The sequence below is a fragment of the Kibdelosporangium banguiense genome (assembly GCF_017876405.1).
GTDB classification, from domain to species: Bacteria; Actinomycetota; Actinomycetes; order Mycobacteriales; family Pseudonocardiaceae; genus Kibdelosporangium; species Kibdelosporangium banguiense.
In genome coordinates this window covers 3082654-3103646 of the sequence record NZ_JAGINW010000001.1, presented here as the reverse complement: position 1 = coordinate 3103646, position 20993 = coordinate 3082654, and the positions used below count along the sequence as shown (strand labels likewise).

The following is a 20993-nucleotide window of genomic DNA, read 5'->3' as shown; positions in this document are numbered from 1 at the left end:
TGCCCTCGCTCCGCTCAGGCGGGCCTGGTCGCCAAAGCGGCCATCGCGGCCTCGGCCATTCGGCTCAGAAGTCGAGCTGGCCGCCGATGATCGAGAGCGAAATGTAGATGATCATCAGGCCGAAACCGCCGTAGAGCAGCATGTCCACGCGGCGTTTGCGGACTGCCAGCAGGCCTGCTCGCTTGTCGGGCAGCAGCAGCCGCAGGACGGCCGCGACCAGAAGGCCGACGCCGATCAGGGTTGTGCCGTCCCGCCAGTGGTACATGACGATCCGGATGAGACCGACGGCCACGATCAGCAGCACCGTGAGGAACGGCCACTGATCACGGAGCCGGGTGTTCGGCGGCATGGAGACCGTCACGCCTGCGCCTCGGCGGCCTCGACAACGTTGGTCAGCAGCATCGCCCGGGTCATCGGGCCGATCCCGCCAGGGTTCGGCGACAGGAAACCGGCAACTTCGGCAACGTCGGGGTGCACGTCGCCGCGCATGCCGTCGTCGGTGCGGCTGACGCCGACGTCGAGGACCGCGGCACCTGGCTTGACCATGTCGGCCGTGATCAAGTGCGGCACACCTGCGCCCGCGACGACGATGTCGGCACGGCGAACCTCAGCGGCCAGGTCCTTGGTGCCCGTGTGGCACAGCGTGACGGTGGCGTTTTCCGAACGGCGGGTCAGCAGCAGGCCCAGCGGGCGGCCGACGGTCACACCACGGCCGACGACCGTGATGTTCGCGCCCTGGATCGGTACCTGGTAGCGGTTGAGCAGCTCGACGATGCCGCGCGGGGTGCAGGGCAGCGGAGCGGGCTCCATCAGCACGAGCCGGCCGAGGTTGACCGGGTGCAGGCCGTCGGCGTCCTTGGCCGGGTCGACCCGCTCGAGCAGCGCGCCGGTGTCCAAGTGCTTGGAAACCGGCAGCTGGACGATGTAGCCGGTGCACGCCGGGTCGGCGTTCAGCTCGTCCAGCACCGCTAGGGCGTCCTCCTGCGAGATGTCCGCGGGCAGGTCCTTGCGGATCGACATGATCCCGACCTTCGCGCAGTCCGCGTGCTTGCCGCGGACGTACATCGCCGAGCCGGGGTCCTCCCCGATCAGCACTGTGCCCAGCCCAGGCGCGATGCCACGCTCCCGCAGTGCGGCCACGCGCACCTTCAGGTCCTCGTAGATCGCGTCTCGGGTCGCCTTGCCATCCAGGATCGTCGCGCTCACACGGTTATCTTCGCAGAACCCCGACGGCTGGGTAGCGCGGCCACGAACACGGCTACCAGCGTGATCACTGTGCCCAGCACCTCGGTCCAGGTCAGTTGCGCGGTGCGGGCGGGCACGAAAACGTCCAGCAGGACGGCACCGAGCAACTGCCCCGCTACCACGCAAAGGCTCAGCAGCAACACCCCGATCACCCTGACGACTACGGCCGAGCTGCCGATCACGACCATGCCGAACGCGCCGCCGGTGTAGAGCCACCAGTCGCCTGGCAGGGCGGCGGGCCAGCCGCGGATGAGCACGTCCACGACCGCGCCGACCACCAGCAAGGTCGTGCCCGCGCTGAAGTTGACCAACGTGGCTGCCAGCGCGTTCCCGGCGGACTCCCGCACCTGGCCGTTCACCGCCGCCTGCCAGGCCAGTCCGAACCCGGCCAGTGCGGGCAGCACGAACAGCCACAGCGCCTCGGGCTGATCGAGTTGCCCCTGCACGGCGAGGAAAACCGCGCCGACCGCCATGCCCGCACCAAGTACCCGCCGCCCCGTCACGGGTTTCGGCCCCGCAGGGCCAAGTCCCGCGCGGTCGACCGCGAGGCTGCTCAGCAATTGCCCACTGACCGTGGCGACGGTGAACACCGCGACGCCGAGAGCAGTGATGGCGACGCCTTGCGTGAACAGCAGGTACGCCCCGGCGAACCCGCCGAGGAGCTGCCACCAACGCAGCTTCCGCTCCCGCAGCGCTTGGGTGAGCCTGCTCACGCCGCGCCGCCCTATCGGCATGACCAGCACCAACGTAACGAGCACGATGAGGCCCAAGCCGTTGGAGATGAGCCCCGCGAACACGCCGTCCTGCAGGCGCGTTCCGAGCTCGCCGTTGATGCGGCCCTGCGTCGCCAGGCAGATCCCGCTGAGCACGGCGAGCAGTCCGAACAGCGCCCGTGACCTCACGAGAGCGCAGGCTCCGGAACCGGTTTCGGCGCTGGGATCCGCACCGCGAGCAGGACACCCAGCACCACGAAGACCACGGCACCGGCTGCGGCGACCGACGGGCCGCCGTGGTCCAGCAGGAAGCCGGAAGTCGGCAGCGCGATCGAGAAGCCCACGGTGGAAGCCGAGGACAGCCAGCCGTACGCCTCAGTGCGCCGCTCGGGTGGTGCGATCTCGCCGACCCGGGCGTTCGCCGCGGCCGCCGCAGGCGCGATCGCGGCGCCACCCAGCAGCAGCACGAGCCCGATCAGCCACGGCGAAGCCGGATCGAACACCGGCGGCAACACCGGCACGAGCGCGGCCACACCCAGCAGGTTCAACAGGACCCGGCGCGTCAACCGGGGCATACCGGACAACCCACCCGCGACCAGCCCGCCTATCCCGGACCCGATCGCCCACACCGCGCCGAGCACGCCGGCCAGGATCGGCGCGCCGACTTCCCGCGCCCAGCCGACGATCGTCATGTCCACCATCAGCAACGCGGCGACCAGGCACAACGCCAGCCCGAGCGACGCGAGGATCCCGGGCGTGTTCAGCAGTCCCACGCGATCACGCCTGGTCTCGCCATCTGTGGAGGCGGGCACGGGGCCGGACTGCCCGGCGAGCGACAGCATCTTGGCGAAACCCAGCGCGCCGACTGTGGCCAGAGCACCGGAGATGACGATCGACGCCGCCGGGCTGACCAATGCCACCAAGAACGCGGCGAGCAGCGGCCCGACCGCGTACAGCAGCTCGGTCAACGTCGCGTCGACCGTGTACACCGAGTTCAGCGCTGGCCCCTTGAGCAGGCGCGGCCACACCGCGCGGCTCACCGGGATGACAGGCGGGTTGCTGAGCCCGACCACGAACGCGGCCACCGCCATGACCGGCCACCAGGCAGCGGGTAGGAGGCTGGGTATGAACGCGATCACGGTGAGACCGACGCCATAGCTGATCCCGGTCACAACGAGCAGCCGCGCCGCGCCCCGCCTGTCTGCGGCACGCCCTCGCACCGGCCCGGCCACGCCGATGCCTGCCATCAGGGCCGCGCCGACCACCCCGGCCAGCGCGTACGAGTCCGTCCAGCCCGCGATCAGGAACGACATCGCCAGCGGGGTCCCTGTCAGATGCAGCCTGCCCAGCATCGTCCAGGTCAGCAGACCTGGCACTCTGGGCACGGCGGCGAGGTCGCGGTAGGGCTGGAGCACCTGGCCACTGTCTCAGGGGGCACCGGCGATCAGCGAACGATTACCCTCAGAGCAGTCACGGGCCGGTTGGGCATATGGCGAATTCCGCATGTGCCGAATCGAATCGGAGAAGGGAGGATGGGGACGTGACGCAACCGACCCAGCTGGATCCGACCGAGCAGGACACGCTGGTCAAGCAGATCGGCTTGGCGCTGCTGCGGGCTGCTCCGCCCGAATGGCAGCAGGTGATGGTCTACTACCGCGCTGTCGGCCGCTATCACGAGATGTCGGCGGAGCTGACCAACGAGAACGAGGAGCCCCGCTCCTGGACGGTCTCACCCGACCTGGCCGCGCTCTTCGGGCGGCTACGTGCCGGGATGTACCGCGACGGGCGTGGCACCTGGTTCAACGCGCGTTACCAACTGGACCGGCCGTCGAGTTACAACCTCGAGTACGACCGCGAGGAACCGGAGTGGGACAACCCACCGCCGCCGCCCGCGTTCCCCGACGAGCTCCAACTCTTCCCCCGGGATGAGGAGAACATCCCGGAGTGGCTGAACCGGCGACTGAGCGCGCCGCTGCCGCCACCGCCGCCACCGCCTGGCCCGCCGCCAGGCGTGGCCCCCGGTGGACCGCCCACCCCTCCTGGTGGGTTCGACCGGCCCCGGTTCCGGGTGGCCAGGACGTTCGACGGGATGGGCCCGCAGGGCCGTCCGGTGGTCAACCGGCCGCAGATCGACGAGCTGGACACCGAAGCCGTGCTCGGTTACCTGGACGACGCGCCGTTCGCGATGCCCAGCCGAGGCTACGACGTCGACCGGCTGGACCCGGAGAACCGCAACTCGGTGCCGATCGCGTTCCACTCCGACGGCACCTGGATCTGGCCCGCGTCGGTCAACTACTACCTGCGGACCTATGGCGTCAGCCCGGAACCCGACCTGGTTCTGCACATCCGCCGGCACGGGTTCGAACTGCCCGAGGTCGACGAGGCGACGCTGGCCGAGGCAGGCGCGTTCGTGTCCCGCGGCGCGCCCCCGCCCCCACCGGCCCGCCCGGCGCCACCCAGCGCACCTCCGCCTCCGCCGCCTCCTCCTACGGCATCACCACCGCCCGCAGCACCGCCGCCCGCACCTGCCACGCCTCCGCAGGGACTGATCATCCCGGCGGTCCCGGCAGTTGCAGCCCCGCCCCCGCCCGGCCCGGCGCTCGGTGCCGTCCGGGCGAAGTTCGCCGAGCTCGGCGTGCCGGAGTCGGCGTACCGGATCGGCCCGCCGGTGGAGCACACCTGGACGTTGGAACGTGTGGACGACGGCTGGCGCGTCGGCTGGTTCGAACAGGACCAGTTCGTCAGCCCGAGCCACTTCGAGGATGTCGCGGACGCGTCGGCGTTCCTGCTGGGCAAGGTGCTGCTCGACGCTCCCGGCCCGGCGGCCCCAGCCGAGCCGCCGCACGCGGAAATCCCGGAGCCACCTCCTGTGGCCCCGCCGCCGTTGGTCACGCCGCCGCCTTTGGTCACGCCGCCGCCTTTGGTCACGGCGCCGCCGCCCCAGCGGCCGATTCCGCCGCCTCCACCACCGGTGGACGACGACTTGGCCAAGACGGTCCTGTCGTTGCCTTCGCTGTCGGCTTTGGAGGACACAGACGAGCGCGAGCCCGTCTCAGTGCCCAGCGCTCCCCCGCCGGAGCCGCCACAACAGCCAGGGACATCCACGGCAATGCTGCCCGCGCCCAGCCGCGGCAGCAGCCCTCCGGACCCGTCGCCGACCAGGCCCCAGGACTGGCCGATCCAGCCGCTGTACGGCGAACCACCGCTGACGTTGTTCCGCGGCAAGCGGATGGTCGAACTGCACCCGGGCACTGAGATCGACCGGTTCGGCGACGGCGACGGAAACCTGGTGTACGCCGTGGGCACGCCGTTCCCATTGCGGTCGCTCGTGCCGGACTGGGTCAACCGCGAGTACCACACATACCGTGTGCAGCAGTCGTTCGAGGCACTCACCGGCGTCGCGATCCCATGGTTCGAACAGCCCGGTGGCGGAACGGCTTTCCTGCTTCCGCACGCGGTCGAGGACATGCTGGAAGACGGTTACCTGGTCGAGGTTCCCGGCCGGGAAAAGCCGTCACTGACCTGACCGCATCATGGCAAAAGGCGGCGGACAGCCGCCTTTTGCCATGTCTAGGGCACGACGACCACGGGTCGCTTGGCGTCTTTGACAAGCATTTTGGGGACTGAGCCGACCAGGCCACCGCCGTGCCGGGAGCGGCCGACGACGATGCAGTCGGCGCGTCGCTCCTCGGCGATGGCTTCAAGACCGTGCGCTGGGTCGCCGCGGTAGTGCACCAGTTCCCAGGCGACTCCGGCATGGTCGAGGTATGTGGCGGCCTCGTTCCGGATCTCGTCGACGAAGGCGGTCGCGGCCTCGGTCGCGCCGGCCATGCCCATCGCGGTCCAGTAGGCCGGGCTGGCGATCGGCTCGACATAGACCAGCACGAGCTTGGCTCTCTCGCGGCGCGCCAGGCCGCCTGCCCACGCCGCCGCGTGCAGAGAAGGTGGGCTGCCGTCAACGCCCACAACGATGACGGTCAAGCCGTCCTTGCCGATCTCGAAATCGGCCGCGCCCTCGGACACACCCGGATCGTAAGGGACTACCAGGCGATGTTGCGGTACAGCGCCCGCAACTTCGCGCTCCGGCCGGGATGACCGGCCGCCACCCACTCGATCCGGCCGCGGACATGGCTCTGGAAATCCTGGTGGCCGGCCCGGTTCTGGGCCTCAGGGCCAGTCCGCACACAGTTGTGCAGCAACGCACGCAACGCGTCGTATTCGGCGCGAGGAACAGCAGGTGCGCTGTTGACCACGAGCCCAGCGAGTTTCTGCCGTTGATGCGCGGCGCTCACCCGGCTCTTGTCCGGCCGGACTCTGAAGCCCTCGTCATGGGCGATGGCCCGGACTCCGGGCAGGAGACGGTGCAGCGGAAGCGTTTGCGGCCCGGAGAACGCAAGGTCGTCGGCGTATCGCGTGTACTCGGCGCCAAGGACGTTCGCAAGCCCGGCGAGCCTGCAGTCCAGCCGGTAGGCAATTGCGTTGGCGAGCTGGGGTGATGACGGTGCACCCTGCGGCAGGTGCTGGCCCGGCAGGCGCGCCAGCAATCTGCGTCGTACGTCCGGGTCGCCTTGAGTCGGCGGTGTGTCCCGCAGCACGTCCAACGGTGTCCGCGTGGTGAGCAGCCCGGCTAGTTTGATCGCGACCTGATGCGGATACCCGGCGGTGCGCAGCAGTGCTCGCACACGGGCACCGGTGATCGCGGCGAAGAACCCTTCCAGGTCCATCCGGACCACCAGGGCCTTGCCCGCGTGCGGCTGGGCGTAGGTGAGAGGTGAACGTCCGGGCCGGAATCCGTGCGCCGCTTCATGAACAGGCAACGACAAGTGCCTGGCGATCCGGCGCTGGGCCTCCGCGAGCCGTGGTTTCGGCGCCTCGATCAGCCGGATGCCACCCGTGGAGGTCGCCACCCACTTCGGCCGGTAGTGCCGCAGCGGCTCGCCTGCCCGCCTGTTCCAGCCTCCGGCATCGGCCAGCCAATCCAATTCGGACAGAGTGACGTCCAGCAGCGCGGCCACGTCGGCTGTGTACTCCCACTGCGGGACACCCCATCGCCAGATCCGCGGCACCGGCGGCATGACCAGCACCGGCTCCGGTGGGAACTCGAGGATGAGCCGGGAAAGATCCCGGGCATTCCCCAACGGCGGCCGTGGGCAGTGTGCGAGCAGGCGATCCGCCATGGACTCGGCTTGCCCCGGATCCTCGAAACAGGAGATCAGCCGTTCGGCTATGGCAGCCCGGGTCCACGGCCCGTCGAGGGCGGATGCGGCGACGCGAAGTGACTCTTTCTCCCGATATCCGCGCGCCCCTGGATCCGCGGAGCGTACCGACGCGCGTGGGGTGTCATGCCCAGATAATACCGTGCTCCCCGGGGTTACCCCGGAGGGGTGATGTTCCACCTGCTCACCACCGCGTCGCCGCACAACCGCGAATGTACCCGGTTTGCCGTCATCCGGCCGCTACCGGAAGTCCCGGGACTTCGAGGGGATCCGCAGATCGAGGTTCTGCAGCCGGTCGGCCATCAGGCTGACGACGCCTTCCGCGCTTTCCACCACGCCGCGGACCAGCATCGCCGGGCTGCCCCGGGCGATTCTGCGGTAGCGGGCCCACAAACCCGGTGAACACACCACATTGACCATTCCGGTCTCGTCCTCGATGTTGAGGAACGTCACCCCGCCTGCGGTTGCCGGGCGTTGCCGGTGGGTGACCGCGCCACCGATCAGCACCCGGGTTCCATTGTCCACATCGGACAGTTCGGCGGCGGTCAGCGCACCCAGCTCGGTCAGCCTCTCACGGACGAACTGGGTAGGGAAACTGTCCGGGGACAGGCCGTTCGCCCACACGTCGGCCACCGCGAGCTCGACCTCGTCCATACCGGGCAACGTCGGCGCGGCCGCACTGGCTGTCGTGCCGGGCAGCCGGTCCGGCCGATCGCCCGCCACCGCACCGGCCGACCACAACGCGGCCCGGCGGCTGATCTTGAAGCAACCGAACGCACCGGCCGTGGACAGGGCCTCGACCTGCGGTGTGGTCAGCTGGACCCGCCTGGCCAGATCAGTCATGCCGGTGAACGGCCCATTCGCCTGCCGTTCCTCGACGATCAGGTCCGCGAGCTTCTGGCCGATGGCCCGGACCGTACCGATCCCCAGCCGGACCGCAGGCTTCTTGTTGTTCTCCGACAATGGTTCCAGGGTCGCATGCGCCAGGCTTGCGTTGATGTCCGGGCCGCGGACCTCGACATCGTGCCGCCGCGCGTCGGCGACCAGTGACTGCGGCGAGTAGAAACCCATGGGCTGGGCGCGAAGCAGTGCCGCGCAGAACGCGGCCGGGTGGTAGTACTTGAAATACGAGCTCGCGAAGACCAGGTGCGCGAAGCTCAGGGCGTGGCTCTCCGGGAAGCCGAAGTTGGCGAACGCCAGCAGTTTCGCGTAGACCCGTTCGGCCAGCTCGCCTTCGATGCCGTTTTTCGCCGCGCCTTCGTAGAAACGCTCCCGCAGGCGTTCCATCCGGTAGGTGGACCGTTTGGCGCCCATCGCCCGGCGCAACTCGTCCGCCTCGGCCGCGTCGAATCCGCCCACATCCACCGCGATCTGCATCATCTGTTCCTGGAACAGCGGCACGCCCAGGGTTTTCTCCAATGCCCGTTCCAGCAACGGGTGATCGTAGGTGATGTCTTCCAGTTCGTTGCGCCGCCGAATGTACGGATGCACCGAGCCGCCCTGGATCGGGCCCGGCCGGATCAACGCCACCTCGACCACCAGGTCGTAGAACTTGCGCGGCTTCAACCTGGGCAGGGTGGCCATCTGCGCACGGCTCTCCACCTGGAACACTCCGACTGAATCCGCTTCGCGCAGCATCGCGTAGATGTTGTCGTCGGTCAGGTCGAGCTTGGCGATGTCGACCTCGGTGTCCTCATGCTCCCGCACCAGATCGATCGCGTAGTGCAGAGCCGACAGCATGCCCAGGCCGAGCAGGTCGAACTTGACCAGCCCGATCGCCGCGCAGTCGTCCTTGTCCCACTGCAGCACCGAACGCTCGGCCATCCGTGCCCACTCGATCGGGCACACCTCACCCACCGGCCGGTCACAGATCACCATCCCACCGGAATGGATGCCCAAGTGCCGCGGGAAGCCCTCGATCTCTCCCGCCAGTTCCAGCACGACATCCGGGATGTCGTGATCGTTCTCGTCCACTGTGGATTTCACCGGCCCCCAGCGGTCGATCTGCTTGCTCCAGGCATCCTGCTGGCCAGGCGAATAGCCCAGCGCACGAGCCATGTCACGGATCGCGGAACGGGACCGATAGGTGATCACGTTGGCGACCTGCGCGGCGCACCAGCGGTCGTGCTTGCGGTAGACGTACTGGATCGCCTCCTCGCGACGGTCGGACTCGATGTCCAGGTCGATGTCCGGCGGCCCATCCCTGGCCGGGGCCAGGAACCGCTCGAACAACAGGTTGTGCTCGACCGCGTCGACCCCCGTGATCCCCAACGCGTAACAGACAGCGGAGTTCGCAGCCGAACCACGGCCCTGGCAGAGGATGTTGTTCTCCCGGCAGAACCGCGCGATGTCCCAGACCACCAGGAAGTAACCGGGGAACTCGAGCTCTCTGATCACCTTCAGCTCATGATCGATCTGCCTGTAGGCGTCCGGCCTGCTCTCGGCCGAGCCGTATCGCTCAGCGGCACCCTGGTAAGTCAGCAACCGCAGATACGAGTCCTCGGTATGGCCGGGTGGCACGTCGAACGGCGGCAGCTTCGGCGCGACCAGGCGCAGATCGAACGAACACTCCACACCAAGCACGGCTGCCCGCTGCACAGCGCCGGGATAGCGCGGTTCGAACCGGGCCTTCATCTCCGCGCCGGAACGCATGCACGCGGTCGGTGCCGGCGGAAGCCAGCCCGCCATCTCGTCGAGGCTCTTGCGTGAACGGACCGCAGCCATCGCCGCCGCCAGCCGGCCACGGTCGGGATGGGCGTAATGCACGGCGTTGGTCGCAACGGTCGGCAGTTTGTAGTACTTCGCCATCGCGGCGAGCACGTCGTTGCGGGCGGTGTCATGAGGCATGCCGTGATCGATCAGCTCGACGAAGACGTTGTCCTTGCCGAACAGGTCCACCAGCCGGAGCAGTTGCCCGGCGGCGGCGTCCGGGCCCACTGTGTCGAGCGCCCGGCGGACCGCGCCTTTGCGGCAACCGGTGAGCACGACACAGTGGTCCCTGGTCGCGGCCACGACCTGGTCGAGGTCGTAGACCGGACGTCCTTTCTCACCACCGTTGAGCTGGCCGGTGCTGATCGTCCGGCACAGCGCGGTGTACCCGTCGAGCTGGCGGGCGAGCAGCAGCATGTGCTCACCCGCCGGATCGGGGACGCCGGTCTGCGGTGCGGGCAGGCCGAGGCTCAGCTCGGTGCCGAACACCGTACGAACGCCGAGCTCCTTCGCGGCCTCGGCGAACCGGACCACGCCGTACATGCCGTCGTGGTCCGTGATCGCGACCGCCTCGAGCCCCTGCAGCGCGGCTGCTTCGACGAGTTCCTCGGGATGACTGGCACCGTCGAGGAAACTGAAGTTGGAATGGCAGTGCAGCTCGGCGTACGGCACCCGCTCGGCGCCGCCGGGATGATCCATCGCGCCGGGCAGCCCGATTTCCGGCGGCGGAACGTACGGGCCCCGGTGATGTGTCCACGCCGGGCTGTCGCCGCCGTCGCCGGAGTCGAAAGGTTTTCCCGACAGTGCCCTTTCCAGTTCCGACCAGCGGACAGGTGGGTTGTTCCAGCCCATTTCTGCCCCTTTTGGGTTAACCGATAACTGCCCAAGCGGGCAGACTTTGGTCCAATCGGCCGGGTCACCCCTTTATCCGCCGTTGCAATGGCGTCTACCGTCCAGCCGTGACTCAGAACCCGCAGGACCCGTACCAGCCGGGCCCCGGCCAAGGCAGGCCCTATGGCCAGCCGCAAGGCGGCCCGCAGCAGCCGCCGCCTTATGGTCAGCAACAACCGCCTTACGGCCAGCCACAACCTCCGTACGGCCAGCCGCAGCAGCCCTACGGGCAGCACCAGCAGCAGCCCGGCAGCGGCCCGAAGGTCCCCGACCCTCCCGCGTTCGCCCAGAAACTCAGCGGAATCGGCGCGAATTGGGGAACCGGCGGAGCCCGCCCGACAATGCCGACTCCCAAGAGCGTCACGTGGGCGTTCCTGCTCGCCTCCGCGGGCGCGGTGATCATGGTCGCCTACTACCTGATTCAAATGATCACCTGGGCCGGTTACTACGGCAGTTTTGTCGGCGGTTTCGGAATCGTCGGGATCCTGCTGGCCGCCGGTGTGTTCGTGATCGCCGTGATGATGCGCAACGGCGCCGACTGGGCCCGGATCACCCTGGCGATCCTCACCGGCCTCGGCGCCCTGTTCGCGCTCATCGCCCTGTTCAGCGTCGGGCTGGTGTTCACCATCCTGGGTGGCTTCGGCGCGCTGATGCTGATCTTCATGCTGGCCGAGATCGCCGCCTTCGGTGGCTCGCTGTTCTTCTTGTTCCAGCCGGACTCCAACGCCTACTTCAAGTCGGCATCACCAGGGCCGGGCCCTGGGTACCCGCCACCGCCGCCGGGCGGCCCCCAGCACTTCGGCAGCTGATCGTCTTCTCGCTGACGTTGCCGCGGGATCAGCTCGGCGAGCAGATCCTGGGCCATGTCGCGGTCGGACTGGTACAGCGAGGAGAAGTTCTCGAACATGTGTTCGAGTATGTCCCTACGGGTCACCCTGGTCAAGTCGAAAGGCGGTCGCGCATGTCGCGGCCACCCTTCGCCCTGTTCAGGATGTTTTCGCAGGTCAACCCAGGGCCTCCGGGCGCTGCCAGGCAGCGCCGAGCACATGCTGGGCCAGGAAGGCGAAGATCGTCGAGTACCACACTTTCGTGTGTCGCGGCTTGAGGATCCAGTGGTTCTCGTCGGGGAAGTAGAGCAGCCTGTGCGGGAAGTCCTCGCCCTTGGACCGCGACGACAAATCCCACCACAGCCGCAGCGCCTCGCCGATCGGCACGCGGTAGTCCTTGTCGCCGTGGATGACCAGCATCGGTGTGACGATGTTGTCGGCGAAGCGGTGCGGCGAGTTGGCTTCGACCGCGTCCTCGGTCATCTCCCTGAGGAAGTCGTACGACTGGTCGGTGGTCCGCATCTCCTGCTCCAGTGACCACACCGCCGCGTGGGTGACGATCGCGTCGAACCGGTCGGTGTGCCCGGCTATCCAGTTCGCCATGTAACCGCCGTACGAAGCCCCCATGGCCGCGGTGCGGGACTCGTCGATGTCCGTCCGTTCCACCACGGTGTCAGTGATCGACATCAGGTCCGTGTACGGCGTCCCGCCCCATTCACCCCAGCCACGCATGATGAAGCCAGCACCGTACCCGGACGACAATGCAGGATCCGGCTGCAGCACGGCGTAGCCCTTGGCCACCATCAGCCACGGATTCCAACGCCAGGACCACGTGTTGTACGACATGTACGGGCCGCCGTGAATCCAAAGCAGCAGCGGGGCAGGGTTGTCCGCGGAAGCGTTGTGCGGCAAGGAGAGCCACGCGCGGACCGTGGTCCCGTCGACGGCTTTTGCCGTGACTTCGGTCAGGGTGCCCGGCAGGTCCACGTCGTCCGCGGGGCCGGGCAGCTGTTCCACTGTGGACCCGTCCAGCCCGATCCGGACCGGCCCAGGAGGGCTGTCGATGGCCGCGCGCAGGGCATAAACCCATTGGCCGTCAGGAGAAATCTGAATGTCGGTATATGCGCCGTGATCCGGGGTCAGCCGGGCCACCGCACCCGTCTCGGCGTCGACGAGCCATAGCGGCGAGCGGCCGTGGTCGTCCGCGGCGATCACGATCTTCTTGCCGTCCGGGGTCCAGTGCGGGGTGCGTGGCCACCGATCCCAGTTCTCTGTCAGGGATTTCACCGTGCCGCCCGCGACCGGGACGACGCCGACCGAACGGTGACCCACGTCCTCGACAGTGCTGCGCCGCAGGACGACCGCGGCGACCTGGGTTCCGTCCGGCGAGATCTTCGGCGTGAAGTACTCGTAATCGGGATCGTCCGCCAGCACACGCCGTTCCCCTGTGGCCACGTCAATGGCGACCAGCGTGTACCGCTGCGAGCCCCCGGGTTCGGCGACCGCCCATGCCGCGACGACCGTGCGCCCGTCCGGCGTGATGTCCCAACTGGGTGCATCGTCCAGAGCACGGCCCACATGCCCGGTGATGTCACGCAGGTTCCACTCGTCGTCGGCCGCGAGCAGACGTGTCCGGTCCGGCCCCAGATGTTGGTCCCACAGCCGGATCGGGAACTCGTCGTAAAGGATCGCGGTGACGTCGTTGCGTTGTGCGCGAATGTCCTTGTCGCTCAGGACATCCACGGCCGATGGCAGCAGCGGGGCGGCCAGCACCGACACACCGCCCTTGCTGACGACCCCACGCACGCCTCCCGGCGGAGCCGCCACCGGATGGGCTTCCCCGCCCTCGGCCGGCAGCTTCCACAGGGCGGCCGTGTCGTCCTGGCGTTTCGACACGAACAGCAGGTCACCGGACGGCGTGAAGGCAGCGCTGGATTCGCCTTCGGCACTCCGGGTCAGCCGCCGTGCCGGTCGCCCACCCGCGGGGTCGACTTCCCACAACGCTGTGACATAACGGTTCTTCTCCGGATCCGGTGTCGCCACACCGACAACGAGCCTGCGCCCGTCCGGTGACAGGCACAGCCCGCTCAGGCGCGGCAGCCGGACATAGTCGTCGAGGTCAGAAAACTGGTCCGAGATCACTAGGCCGTCATACCATCGTGTCCCGGTCAGCGACGTTGTTAAGTGAAAAGGTCTCACTCCAGCAGCGGGAACCGCCCCGATTGCAGCAGCGCCAGCACGGCGTCCGTTTTCGCTTGCGGTGCCGCGTAGTCCGGATGCGCACGCAGCACGGCCGCGGCGTCGTGCAGCTTGTGCATCTGGGCGGCGGCTTCCTTGACACCACGGCCTTTGACGGGATGTGTCGCGAAAACCGGCTGCTTCGGGTCGATCCGGCCGATCGCGACGGCCTTGCGCACTCGCCTGGAACACCGGCAGAACGCCTCGGGGTTGACCAGTCCGCACGTCGAGCCCATGAAATTCCGGATCCGTAGCCGGGCGCGTTCCAGCCGCTTACGGAACGCGGCCGGGGTGATGTCCAGGATCCAGGCCGCGTCCGTGGAGGACAGTTCGAACACTTCGGTCAGCACGAACGCGACCCGCTCACCGCGTTCCAGGCACTGCAGCATCGCCTGGGAACACGTGAGCCGGACCTCGTTGGCCAGCAACGTGGCCTCCGGACCGGTGTAGTCGGCGGTGGCCAGGCCGGCGGCCAGGTCCTCGCGGAAGTCGTCCAGGCTCAGCCCGGCCTGCTCCTGAGGGGTCTGGCGACGCAGGTTGAGCAGGTAGTTGACGCCGATCCGGTAGGCCCACGTGAGCAGCCTCGCCTCGGCCCGCCAGGTGGCCAGCCGGGTGATGACGCGGATCAGGATCTCCTGGGTCGCGTCCTCGGCGTCGGCCGGTCGCCACACCATCCGCAGGGCCAGCCGGTAGATCGGGTCCTGCAACTGGTGCACGACCTCGGCGAGGGCTGCCTTGTCGCCGTCGACAGCCCTCGCCACAAGGGCCTGCTCATCTGTGTTGCTCACTGCTGCATTGTCAGCTTGTGCCGGGTCAGCCAGCGCGCGACCGCCTGCCCGATGGCGTGCGGCTGGTCTTCGGGGGCGTGGTGGCCGCCTGGGCCGACGGACACGACTTCCAGGCTCGCGTAGGTCTCCTTGGCCCACACAGCCGCGTCCGCCGACCCCATGGCCGTGCCCGGCTCAACGGTCATCAGGAGTTTCGGCACCCCTGGTGAATTCTTTGCCCACTCTGTGTAATTGACAATGATCTGGTCCACGTCGGCGGGAGCACCGTCGATCGGGATCTCCCGTGGCCACACCAGCGTCGGCAGACGTGACCGCGGGTCGGGATAGGGCCTGCGGTACACGTCGTGGTCCTCCGGGGAGAGACCACCGAGCACACCGGCGGGCAGGTTGACTTCGATGAAGCTGTTGTCCCGCAGGACCATCTGCTCGCCCTGCGGCGACCTGATCGCACGGAACAGCGCAGCTCCGTTCGGCGGGTACTCCGCCCAGGTCAACGACCTGAGGAAGGTCTCGACAAGCGCGATGCCCCTGACTTTGCCGGGGTTGCGGGCCGCGTAGTGCATGCCCAGCGCCCCGCCCCAGTCATGGCCGACGATCACCACATCGTCCAGTCCCAGCTTCTCGAACCACGCGTCCAGGTAGCCGGCGTGATCGGTGAACCGGTAGCCGATATCCGGCTTGCCCGACTCGCCCATCCCGATCAGGTCCGGCGCCAGTGCTCTCGCCTGCCCCTGCACATGCGGGATCACTTTCCGCCACAGGTACGAAGAAGTCGGGTTCCCGTGCAGGAACACCACCGGCACCCCCGCACCGGTCTCGGTGTACGCCATGAACGAGTCGTTGACCTCGATGGTCCGCATTCGTGTCCTCCCAAGTAGCAGCGTCTACGTGGTTGGACACAGGCTTCGTGCCAGCTGTGACCGCTTCGCTCGAAGTTTTTCTCCTTTCAGTCGTAGTGGGCCTGGATGGTCCAGGTGTTCTCCTCGTATGCGAGCAGGAGTGCGGTCTGGCTCGGTTCGTGGCCGAGCAGGACCTGCAGGCGGGCCCGAGAGCGCGGGCGGGGCTGGTCCCACCAGTGTTCGTCCGAGGGCCAAGGTCCTGCCCAGGCGGTCACCGGCCGGGGGGCTCCACCGTTGATACCGACCTGGGCAGGCTTGGCGGTGAGCAGATCCCGATCGGTGACCAGGACGGGTTTGCCGGACTCGTCGAGGACAACGGCTGGTACCGGCTCAGGGAACACGACCGCCGGGGACGGCTCGGGTAATCGGCCCGGCCAGGGCAGGCCGGGTTCGGCCGACGGCATGAGCTCCTCGCCCCACGGCACCAGCCGGACCCGGTCGATCGGATCCCGTCCACCGCCCAGAACCGGTGTGCACACTGCCTCCGGACCCAGCAGGCCTTGGACACGGACCATTGCCCGGCTTGCCCGTTCACCAGCCTCGGCATGTCCTTCCCCACGCCACAGGTCAAGCTGCAACGCCCGGCCCTCAACAACTTCCTCAGGCTCAAGCCACAACCGTTGCAACGCGGCGGTCGGCCCGCCAGTACGCAACCAGCCATCGAGCTGCCAGCGCACCCGATCGGCAATTCCATTCGGTGTCAACGGTTCCGCGCACCGCCACACCCTGCCTAGCTCTTCGTCACGTTCGCTACGCGCATAGATCCCCAATCTCGTGCAGGCCAAACCATGTGCGGCCAGCCCCGCATGCAGACGATCCGCAAGCGACTTGGCCACGAACGCAGCCGCATCAACCCGATCGACAGGCGGATCGAGCTCGGCTGTGATGGACAGGTCCGGAGGCGGACGGCGCCTGGACGGCGGGCGTTCGTCCAGCCCACGCGCCAGGCGATGCGCACGCACCGCCTCCGCGTCGAACCTGGTGGCAACATCCCGTTCGGTAATCCCGGCGAACGCCCCAAGAGTCCGCAACCCCAAGCGCCGCAACAGATCGATCAATTCTGTACGGTCCGGACCGCCCGGCTGCTGCAACTCGTTGACGGCCAATGGCGCCAGAAACGCGGGACTCGTCCCCGGCTCGACCACCAGACCGCGATGCGCGGCCAAGGTGGCAGCGAACAGGCCGTCGGCCACCCCGACCTGGCACTCCACCTCAGCCCGCCCGGCGACCTGATCGACAAGCTGCTCGGCCGCCGCCTCCTCACTGCCGAAGTAACCCGCCGGCCCCCGCGCGGGCACAGCGACCAACCCTGGCCGCACGATCTCGACGCCGACAGCCAGCTCCTCCACCGCCGCCGCGACCGCCTCGAAGCAACGGGCATCCCGCACCGGATCGTCCTCGAACACAACAAGTTCAGGACACCGGCCCTGAGCCTCCCGCCTGCGCATGCCCCGCCGAATCCCCTCACGCCGCGCCACCGCGGAACTGGCCACCACCCGATTGGCCACCACCACAGCCATAGGAACAGTCAGGGACAGCCCAGCCCCGGACGCGGCCGCCACCACCGGCCAATCCGGACACCAGACCACAAGCATTCGCATGCTTCGAACATAGGTTCGACGAAGCGGAGGGTCAATCACTCGATGGGGTGAGAACGGAAAAGCGTTGCAGGACAACAAGATGCGCGCATCGCGCGCAACTTCACTCGGCAGGAAGCCGGTAATGCAGTTCGTACTTGTCGGCGGCCAGCACCATGTCGTTGAGCTCCACGGGCCGGTCCGCCGCGAAAGCTATGCGCGTCACGGCGATCACCGGCGTGCCGTCGGCCAGTTGCAGAAGCGACTGCTCGCGCGACGAAGGCATCCGCGCGGTGACAACCTCGTCGAAATGAGTCAGCACATGCCCAGCCTCTTCGAGTCGCGCATACACACCACCCGGACCGGTGTCGGCTTCTTCGATGAGCGTTCCTCGCGTGACACTCCTGGAAAACCGGGAGATCGCGAGTTGCACCGCTTGCCCATTCGCCCGCATCACGCGGTCACGCACAAGAATCTCATCACCAGGCTCGATCTCGAGCAGCCGAGCGGACGTCTCGTCCGCAGGCTCCTTCCTCACCCGGGTCGAAACATCCGGAGTGAAGCCACCCGTAGCGGCGTCGCCCATGAACGCCCCTTTGTCCTCCGCACGCGCAGCCCGGGAAAGCCGATTCCTCGCAAGGCGAACCAAAGAAGCAGCCGGACGGACGAACACACCCCTGCCATGCTCGGCGCGGACCAGGCCATGTTCACGCAGAAGCCGCACAGCCTCGCGAATGGTCGGACGTGATACGTCGTAGCGCTCAACAAGCTCGCGCTCGGATGACAGTTGGGCATTCGGCGCGAGCTCACCGGACTCGATCTTGCTCCGGATATCGTCGAACACCTGCCGCTTGGCAGGCACACCGCTGGTCCTGTCGATCACACCGAGACCTCCTTCCGGAGCTGGTCAAGACATCCTGATGTCCGCGCTAAAGACTACCGACTGTTAACCCGACCGGGTTGTCATCCCCACTGGTATTGACCAGTCAGGTCAAAGCGAACTACGTTGACGACTCGTCAGGACGTCTTTACCAGTGAGGTGCGTATGCAGGATGAGGACTGGTCGCAGGTCATCAGCTGTCGTGACGCACTTGAGCGTTCCCGACAAGTAGTGATCCGTCTGGGGGCCAAGAACGGCATCGTGGTCATCGTGCCTCCGGGTGAGATCGCGCATCTGACAGCGGACGAGTCGATGTTCCTGCGCTCGGCTCTGGAAGAGGCCGAGAGGAAACACCCTCGGGCGGCGAACTGAGATGTCATCTGGATTTCGACCGCGTCTTCGCAGCGAGCAACCGCTGCCGATGCCGGACTGGGACAACCCCATGCCGCACGACGGCTATCCCGACGAGCACGACACGGCGTTCTTCGCCGTGCTCAATTGCGCGATCCGCGAGTTGCAGGCCTGGGTGACCGCGGCCTACGTGCAGAAGGCACCGCGTGGGCGCGCGACCGATCTCGCGGCCTCGCTTGTCGAGACAGCCCGGCGGGTCACCGAGTACACGGAAACGCTCGATCCATGATGGTGACCTGGCTTGCCGGCGGTGCGTTCACCCAACTGCTGCACAAGGTCGAGGACGGCGCGGCCACGCTAGTCTTCGACGGCTCACGCTACTGGTGGTCGGCCTGCAGCAGGCTGTGCTTCCCACTGCCGCCAGGCTTCGGCCACGGCCACATTCCTTTGTGCCACCAGTGCTTTCCGGAACAATCCACTCAGGAGGAACTTGACCATGTCCCACACATCTGGCATCTCTGCCGAAGACCCTGACTTCCCCCAGCTGGTGGCGGAAATGGTCGCCGACCAAGCACCCCGCGTGTTCGCGATCGTGCTGGAGTATGGCGAACAGATCGACGCCCAAGTACTGGCCTGGGGTATGGCGCTCGACGAGAGCGCCTACGTCGTCACAGTCGACGGCAAGAACCAATACCTCCTAGCCGAGCCGGAAAACGCCCTGAAATGCGTCTCCACCCACCCCAACACCAAGCCACACCTCGTGTGGGCGACACCCCACGCATGAACCGCAGTCCACAAGCGACAAGAACGAGCCCGGATCGACCAGCTGAACCTTGGGGACACAACAGAAGGCGAAGAGCAAGATACCTGCCGCAGGAAGGTTCCCCGCTGGAACGTCGGCCGAAGGCCTTTCCAGGCTCGATTTTACGCGGGGTGGAGGCGGCCATAAGCTTGTCGGCGCGGCAGGCCCCTCATGGCTTTGACCGCGAACCCCACCTTGATCATTGGGCCTGCCCTTTAGTCCTGACGCGGCCGCCTCAGGGGTTCCCGGGTCAAATCGAGCCGTCCCAGCCACAGACACCGAAGCAAAAACAAAGTCGAGCGCCCAACCACACGACACCAGAGCAAACCCGAACAGGACCCGGAAAACCGCTACCCTCCAGGAAACTGGAGGACTTCGGGAGGCGGCGGGTCACCGACGGACAGTGTCGCTGTCAAAGGACGGGCAGCGGCGCCACGGCCGCGGCTGGAGACAACAAGTGAGCGGCTGCGCAAATATCCGTACCCGGCCTCAAGTCCGGACCACTGGCTGCGGACGTGACTCAGCTCCAGATCGGCTCCAGGCCAAGGGCCGAATGGAATCAGGACTGCGCCGCGGTGGCGGGCGCGGGCGGAAAGCCGGCGGGCCTGGGAGTCGCTGATCCGCCCCGCGGCCGAGATGACGACGATGTCCATGCCGTCGAGCAGGGCCCCGGCCACGGCGGGCAGGTCGGCTCCTGGGCGTGGGACCAGCGCAAGCCTGGACACGGCGACGCCTAGTTCCGCCGCGGCCACGACCCCCAGTCTTGGCATGCCGATCACACCAGCCCACGACCCGCCGGCCGTGGCCTCTGCGAGCAGCACGAGCAGCAAGGTGACAGACCCGCGTACCGCCACCGTGCTGCCGCGCCGCAGGCCACCCCACGGAAAGAGCCCGGCCAGCCCCTGATGTACCGGCAGAACCCTTTCCCGGTCGACCGATGTCAGGGTCAGGCCGCTGGCCACGCCCACCCCGTCGGGCATGACCGCGGACTTCAGCGACGCCGCTCTCGTCACTGCCGACCCTGACACCGGAACACCTCCCGCACACCGAACGACCGCCGTGGGGAGCCGGCGCGTCTCGAACATGTGTTCGAGCGCTGAGGCTAGCTTATCGGGCCCGGGAGAGTCACCGCAAGCGGGGTCAGCTTTGAGATCCGTAGGCGCCGATGAGTTGACGCTCGGCGTCGTCGAGGTACACGGCAAGGGAAGCGGCGGCGGCGGCGCCGTCACCCGCCTCAAGCAGTGCGGCGATTTCGCCGTTGCGGACGAGGTAGGGCTCGTGGAACCAGCGAGGGTCCGCCATCACATGGAAGACCAGCCGCAACTCGGCGAGAATCCCCTGCATCAGCTCGTCCACGCGCGGACTGCCGGCGAATGAGGCGATGGCACGGTGGAACCGGATGTTCGCGGTACCCAGGCCACGCCAATCGGCCTGCGAAGCCGCCGCCGTACCCTCCTCGACCGCGGCCTGAAGGCGGTCCAATCCGCCAGGTGGAGCGGTCAGGTCACGGACCGCGGCGCATTCGACCAGTTTTCGCACGCGGTAGATGTCGATCACGTCGTCGGTGCTCAGCACGCGCACGAAGACGCCCCGGTTGAGCTCGTGGGTGAGCAGCCGTTCGTGTGTCAGCAACCGGAAAGCCTCGCGCAAAGTGTTGCGGGACACGGCAAGCGCGCCGCCGATCGCGTCCTCGGCGAGCCGGGTGCCGGGGGTGAAGAAGCCTTCGGTGATGCGTGCGCGCAGCACGTCAGCCACCCGTTCGGCGGTGCTCGTCCGGCCGAGCAGCGCACGATCGGCGATCAGTCCCGACGTCTCCAGCGACATTCGCTCATCTTACCTCTTGAAGGATTGTTGAAC

19 protein-coding genes are annotated in these 20993 nt (G+C 67.6%); 5 read left to right on the top strand and 14 right to left on the bottom strand.

Annotation, left to right across the window (positions count from 1 at the left end; all coding sequences use genetic code 11):
* Positions 1-64: 64 nt before the first annotated feature.
* The 4 genes from JOF56_RS14895 to JOF56_RS14880 are packed head-to-tail and all read right to left on the bottom strand — an operon-like array spanning position 65 to position 3373.
* Positions 65-361: a DUF3017 domain-containing protein gene (locus JOF56_RS14895; protein WP_307855109.1), complete on the bottom strand. Its 297-nt coding sequence runs from the start codon at positions 359-361 to the stop codon at positions 65-67.
* Positions 358-1206, bottom strand: coding sequence for a bifunctional methylenetetrahydrofolate dehydrogenase/methenyltetrahydrofolate cyclohydrolase (locus JOF56_RS14890; protein WP_209638161.1), 849 nt, complete (start codon positions 1204-1206; stop codon positions 358-360). The genes JOF56_RS14895 and JOF56_RS14890 overlap by 4 nt, the downstream gene beginning before the upstream one ends.
* The gene (locus JOF56_RS14885; RefSeq protein ID WP_307855108.1) at positions 1203-2147 is read right to left on the bottom strand and encodes a DMT family transporter; all 945 of its coding nucleotides are present in this window, start codon (positions 2145-2147) and stop codon (positions 1203-1205) included. The genes JOF56_RS14890 and JOF56_RS14885 overlap by 4 nt, the downstream gene beginning before the upstream one ends.
* Positions 2144-3373 (bottom strand): MFS transporter, encoded by a 1230-nt coding sequence (locus tag JOF56_RS14880; protein WP_307855107.1) that lies wholly within the window; start codon positions 3371-3373, stop codon positions 2144-2146. Before JOF56_RS14880 ends, JOF56_RS14885 begins: the two co-directional genes overlap by 4 nt.
* 74 nt (positions 3374-3447) lie before the next feature.
* Between JOF56_RS14880 and JOF56_RS14875 the strand changes: the two genes are divergently transcribed.
* Positions 3448-5484 carry a TNT domain-containing protein gene (locus tag JOF56_RS14875; RefSeq protein ID WP_209638159.1) on the top strand — a complete coding sequence of 679 codons (2037 nt, stop codon included), beginning with the start codon at positions 3448-3450 and terminating at the stop codon, positions 5482-5484.
* Between the two features lie 44 nt (positions 5485-5528).
* Here the strand turns inward: JOF56_RS14875 and JOF56_RS14870 are convergent, their stop codons facing one another.
* From JOF56_RS14870 to JOF56_RS14860, 3 genes are all read right to left on the bottom strand, one after another.
* Entirely contained in the window at positions 5529-5981 is a 453-nt protein-coding gene (locus tag JOF56_RS14870; protein ID WP_307855105.1) for a universal stress protein, read from the bottom strand.
* Positions 5982-5998: 17 nt separating this feature from the next.
* On the bottom strand, positions 5999-7135 hold the full coding sequence (locus tag JOF56_RS14865; RefSeq protein WP_307855104.1) for a reverse transcriptase family protein: 1137 nt from the start codon (positions 7133-7135) through the stop codon (positions 5999-6001).
* A gap of 279 nt (positions 7136-7414) precedes the next feature.
* Positions 7415-10735: an error-prone DNA polymerase gene (locus JOF56_RS14860; protein ID WP_209638157.1), complete on the bottom strand. Its 3321-nt coding sequence runs from the start codon at positions 10733-10735 to the stop codon at positions 7415-7417.
* Between the two features lie 107 nt (positions 10736-10842).
* Between JOF56_RS14860 and JOF56_RS14855 the strand changes: the two genes are divergently transcribed.
* A complete protein-coding gene (locus JOF56_RS14855) occupies positions 10843-11583 on the top strand; it encodes a hypothetical protein (RefSeq protein WP_209638154.1) in 741 nt (246 codons plus the stop codon).
* 195 nt (positions 11584-11778) lie between these two features.
* On the opposite strand, the gene JOF56_RS14850 is transcribed toward JOF56_RS14855, so the two are convergent.
* The 5 genes from JOF56_RS14850 to JOF56_RS14830 all read right to left on the bottom strand — a co-directional run bounded on the left by JOF56_RS14850 (position 11779) and on the right by JOF56_RS14830 (position 17986).
* On the bottom strand, positions 11779-13743 hold the full coding sequence (locus JOF56_RS14850; RefSeq protein WP_209638151.1) for a S9 family peptidase: 1965 nt from the start codon (positions 13741-13743) through the stop codon (positions 11779-11781).
* A gap of 53 nt (positions 13744-13796) precedes the next feature.
* Complete coding sequence (locus JOF56_RS14845) at positions 13797-14627, bottom strand: RNA polymerase sigma factor (RefSeq protein WP_209638150.1); 831 nt, start codon at positions 14625-14627, stop codon at positions 13797-13799.
* Entirely contained in the window at positions 14624-15487 is an 864-nt protein-coding gene (locus JOF56_RS14840) for a haloalkane dehalogenase (RefSeq protein WP_209638148.1), read from the bottom strand. Before JOF56_RS14840 ends, JOF56_RS14845 begins: the two co-directional genes overlap by 4 nt.
* A gap of 86 nt (positions 15488-15573) precedes the next feature.
* A complete protein-coding gene (locus tag JOF56_RS14835; protein WP_209648263.1) occupies positions 15574-17121 on the bottom strand; it encodes a DNA polymerase Y family protein in 1548 nt (515 codons plus the stop codon).
* Positions 17122-17227: 106 nt separating this feature from the next.
* Positions 17228-17986: a GntR family transcriptional regulator gene (locus JOF56_RS14830; protein WP_209638147.1), complete on the bottom strand. Its 759-nt coding sequence runs from the start codon at positions 17984-17986 to the stop codon at positions 17228-17230.
* A gap of 228 nt (positions 17987-18214) precedes the next feature.
* On the opposite strand from JOF56_RS14830, the gene JOF56_RS14825 reads away from it, so the two are divergent.
* From JOF56_RS14825 to JOF56_RS14815, 3 genes are all read left to right on the top strand, one after another.
* On the top strand, positions 18215-18355 hold the full coding sequence (locus JOF56_RS14825) for a hypothetical protein (protein WP_209638145.1): 141 nt from the start codon (positions 18215-18217) through the stop codon (positions 18353-18355).
* A 49-nt stretch (positions 18356-18404) separates the two neighbouring features.
* Complete coding sequence (locus JOF56_RS14820) at positions 18405-18623, top strand: hypothetical protein (RefSeq protein ID WP_209638143.1); 219 nt, start codon at positions 18405-18407, stop codon at positions 18621-18623.
* A gap of 207 nt (positions 18624-18830) precedes the next feature.
* The gene (locus JOF56_RS14815; protein WP_209638140.1) at positions 18831-19118 is read left to right on the top strand and encodes a hypothetical protein; all 288 of its coding nucleotides are present in this window, start codon (positions 18831-18833) and stop codon (positions 19116-19118) included.
* Positions 19119-19486: 368 nt separating this feature from the next.
* On the opposite strand, the gene imuA' is transcribed toward JOF56_RS14815, so the two are convergent.
* Positions 19487-20164 (bottom strand): DnaE2-dependent mutagenesis accessory factor ImuA', encoded by a 678-nt coding sequence (gene imuA' / locus JOF56_RS14810; RefSeq protein ID WP_209638139.1) that lies wholly within the window; start codon positions 20162-20164, stop codon positions 19487-19489.
* Between the two features lie 112 nt (positions 20165-20276).
* Positions 20277-20960, bottom strand: a complete 684-nt coding sequence (locus JOF56_RS14805) for a GntR family transcriptional regulator (protein WP_209638137.1) — start codon at positions 20958-20960, stop codon at positions 20277-20279.
* Between the last annotated feature and the right edge of the window lie 33 nt (positions 20961-20993).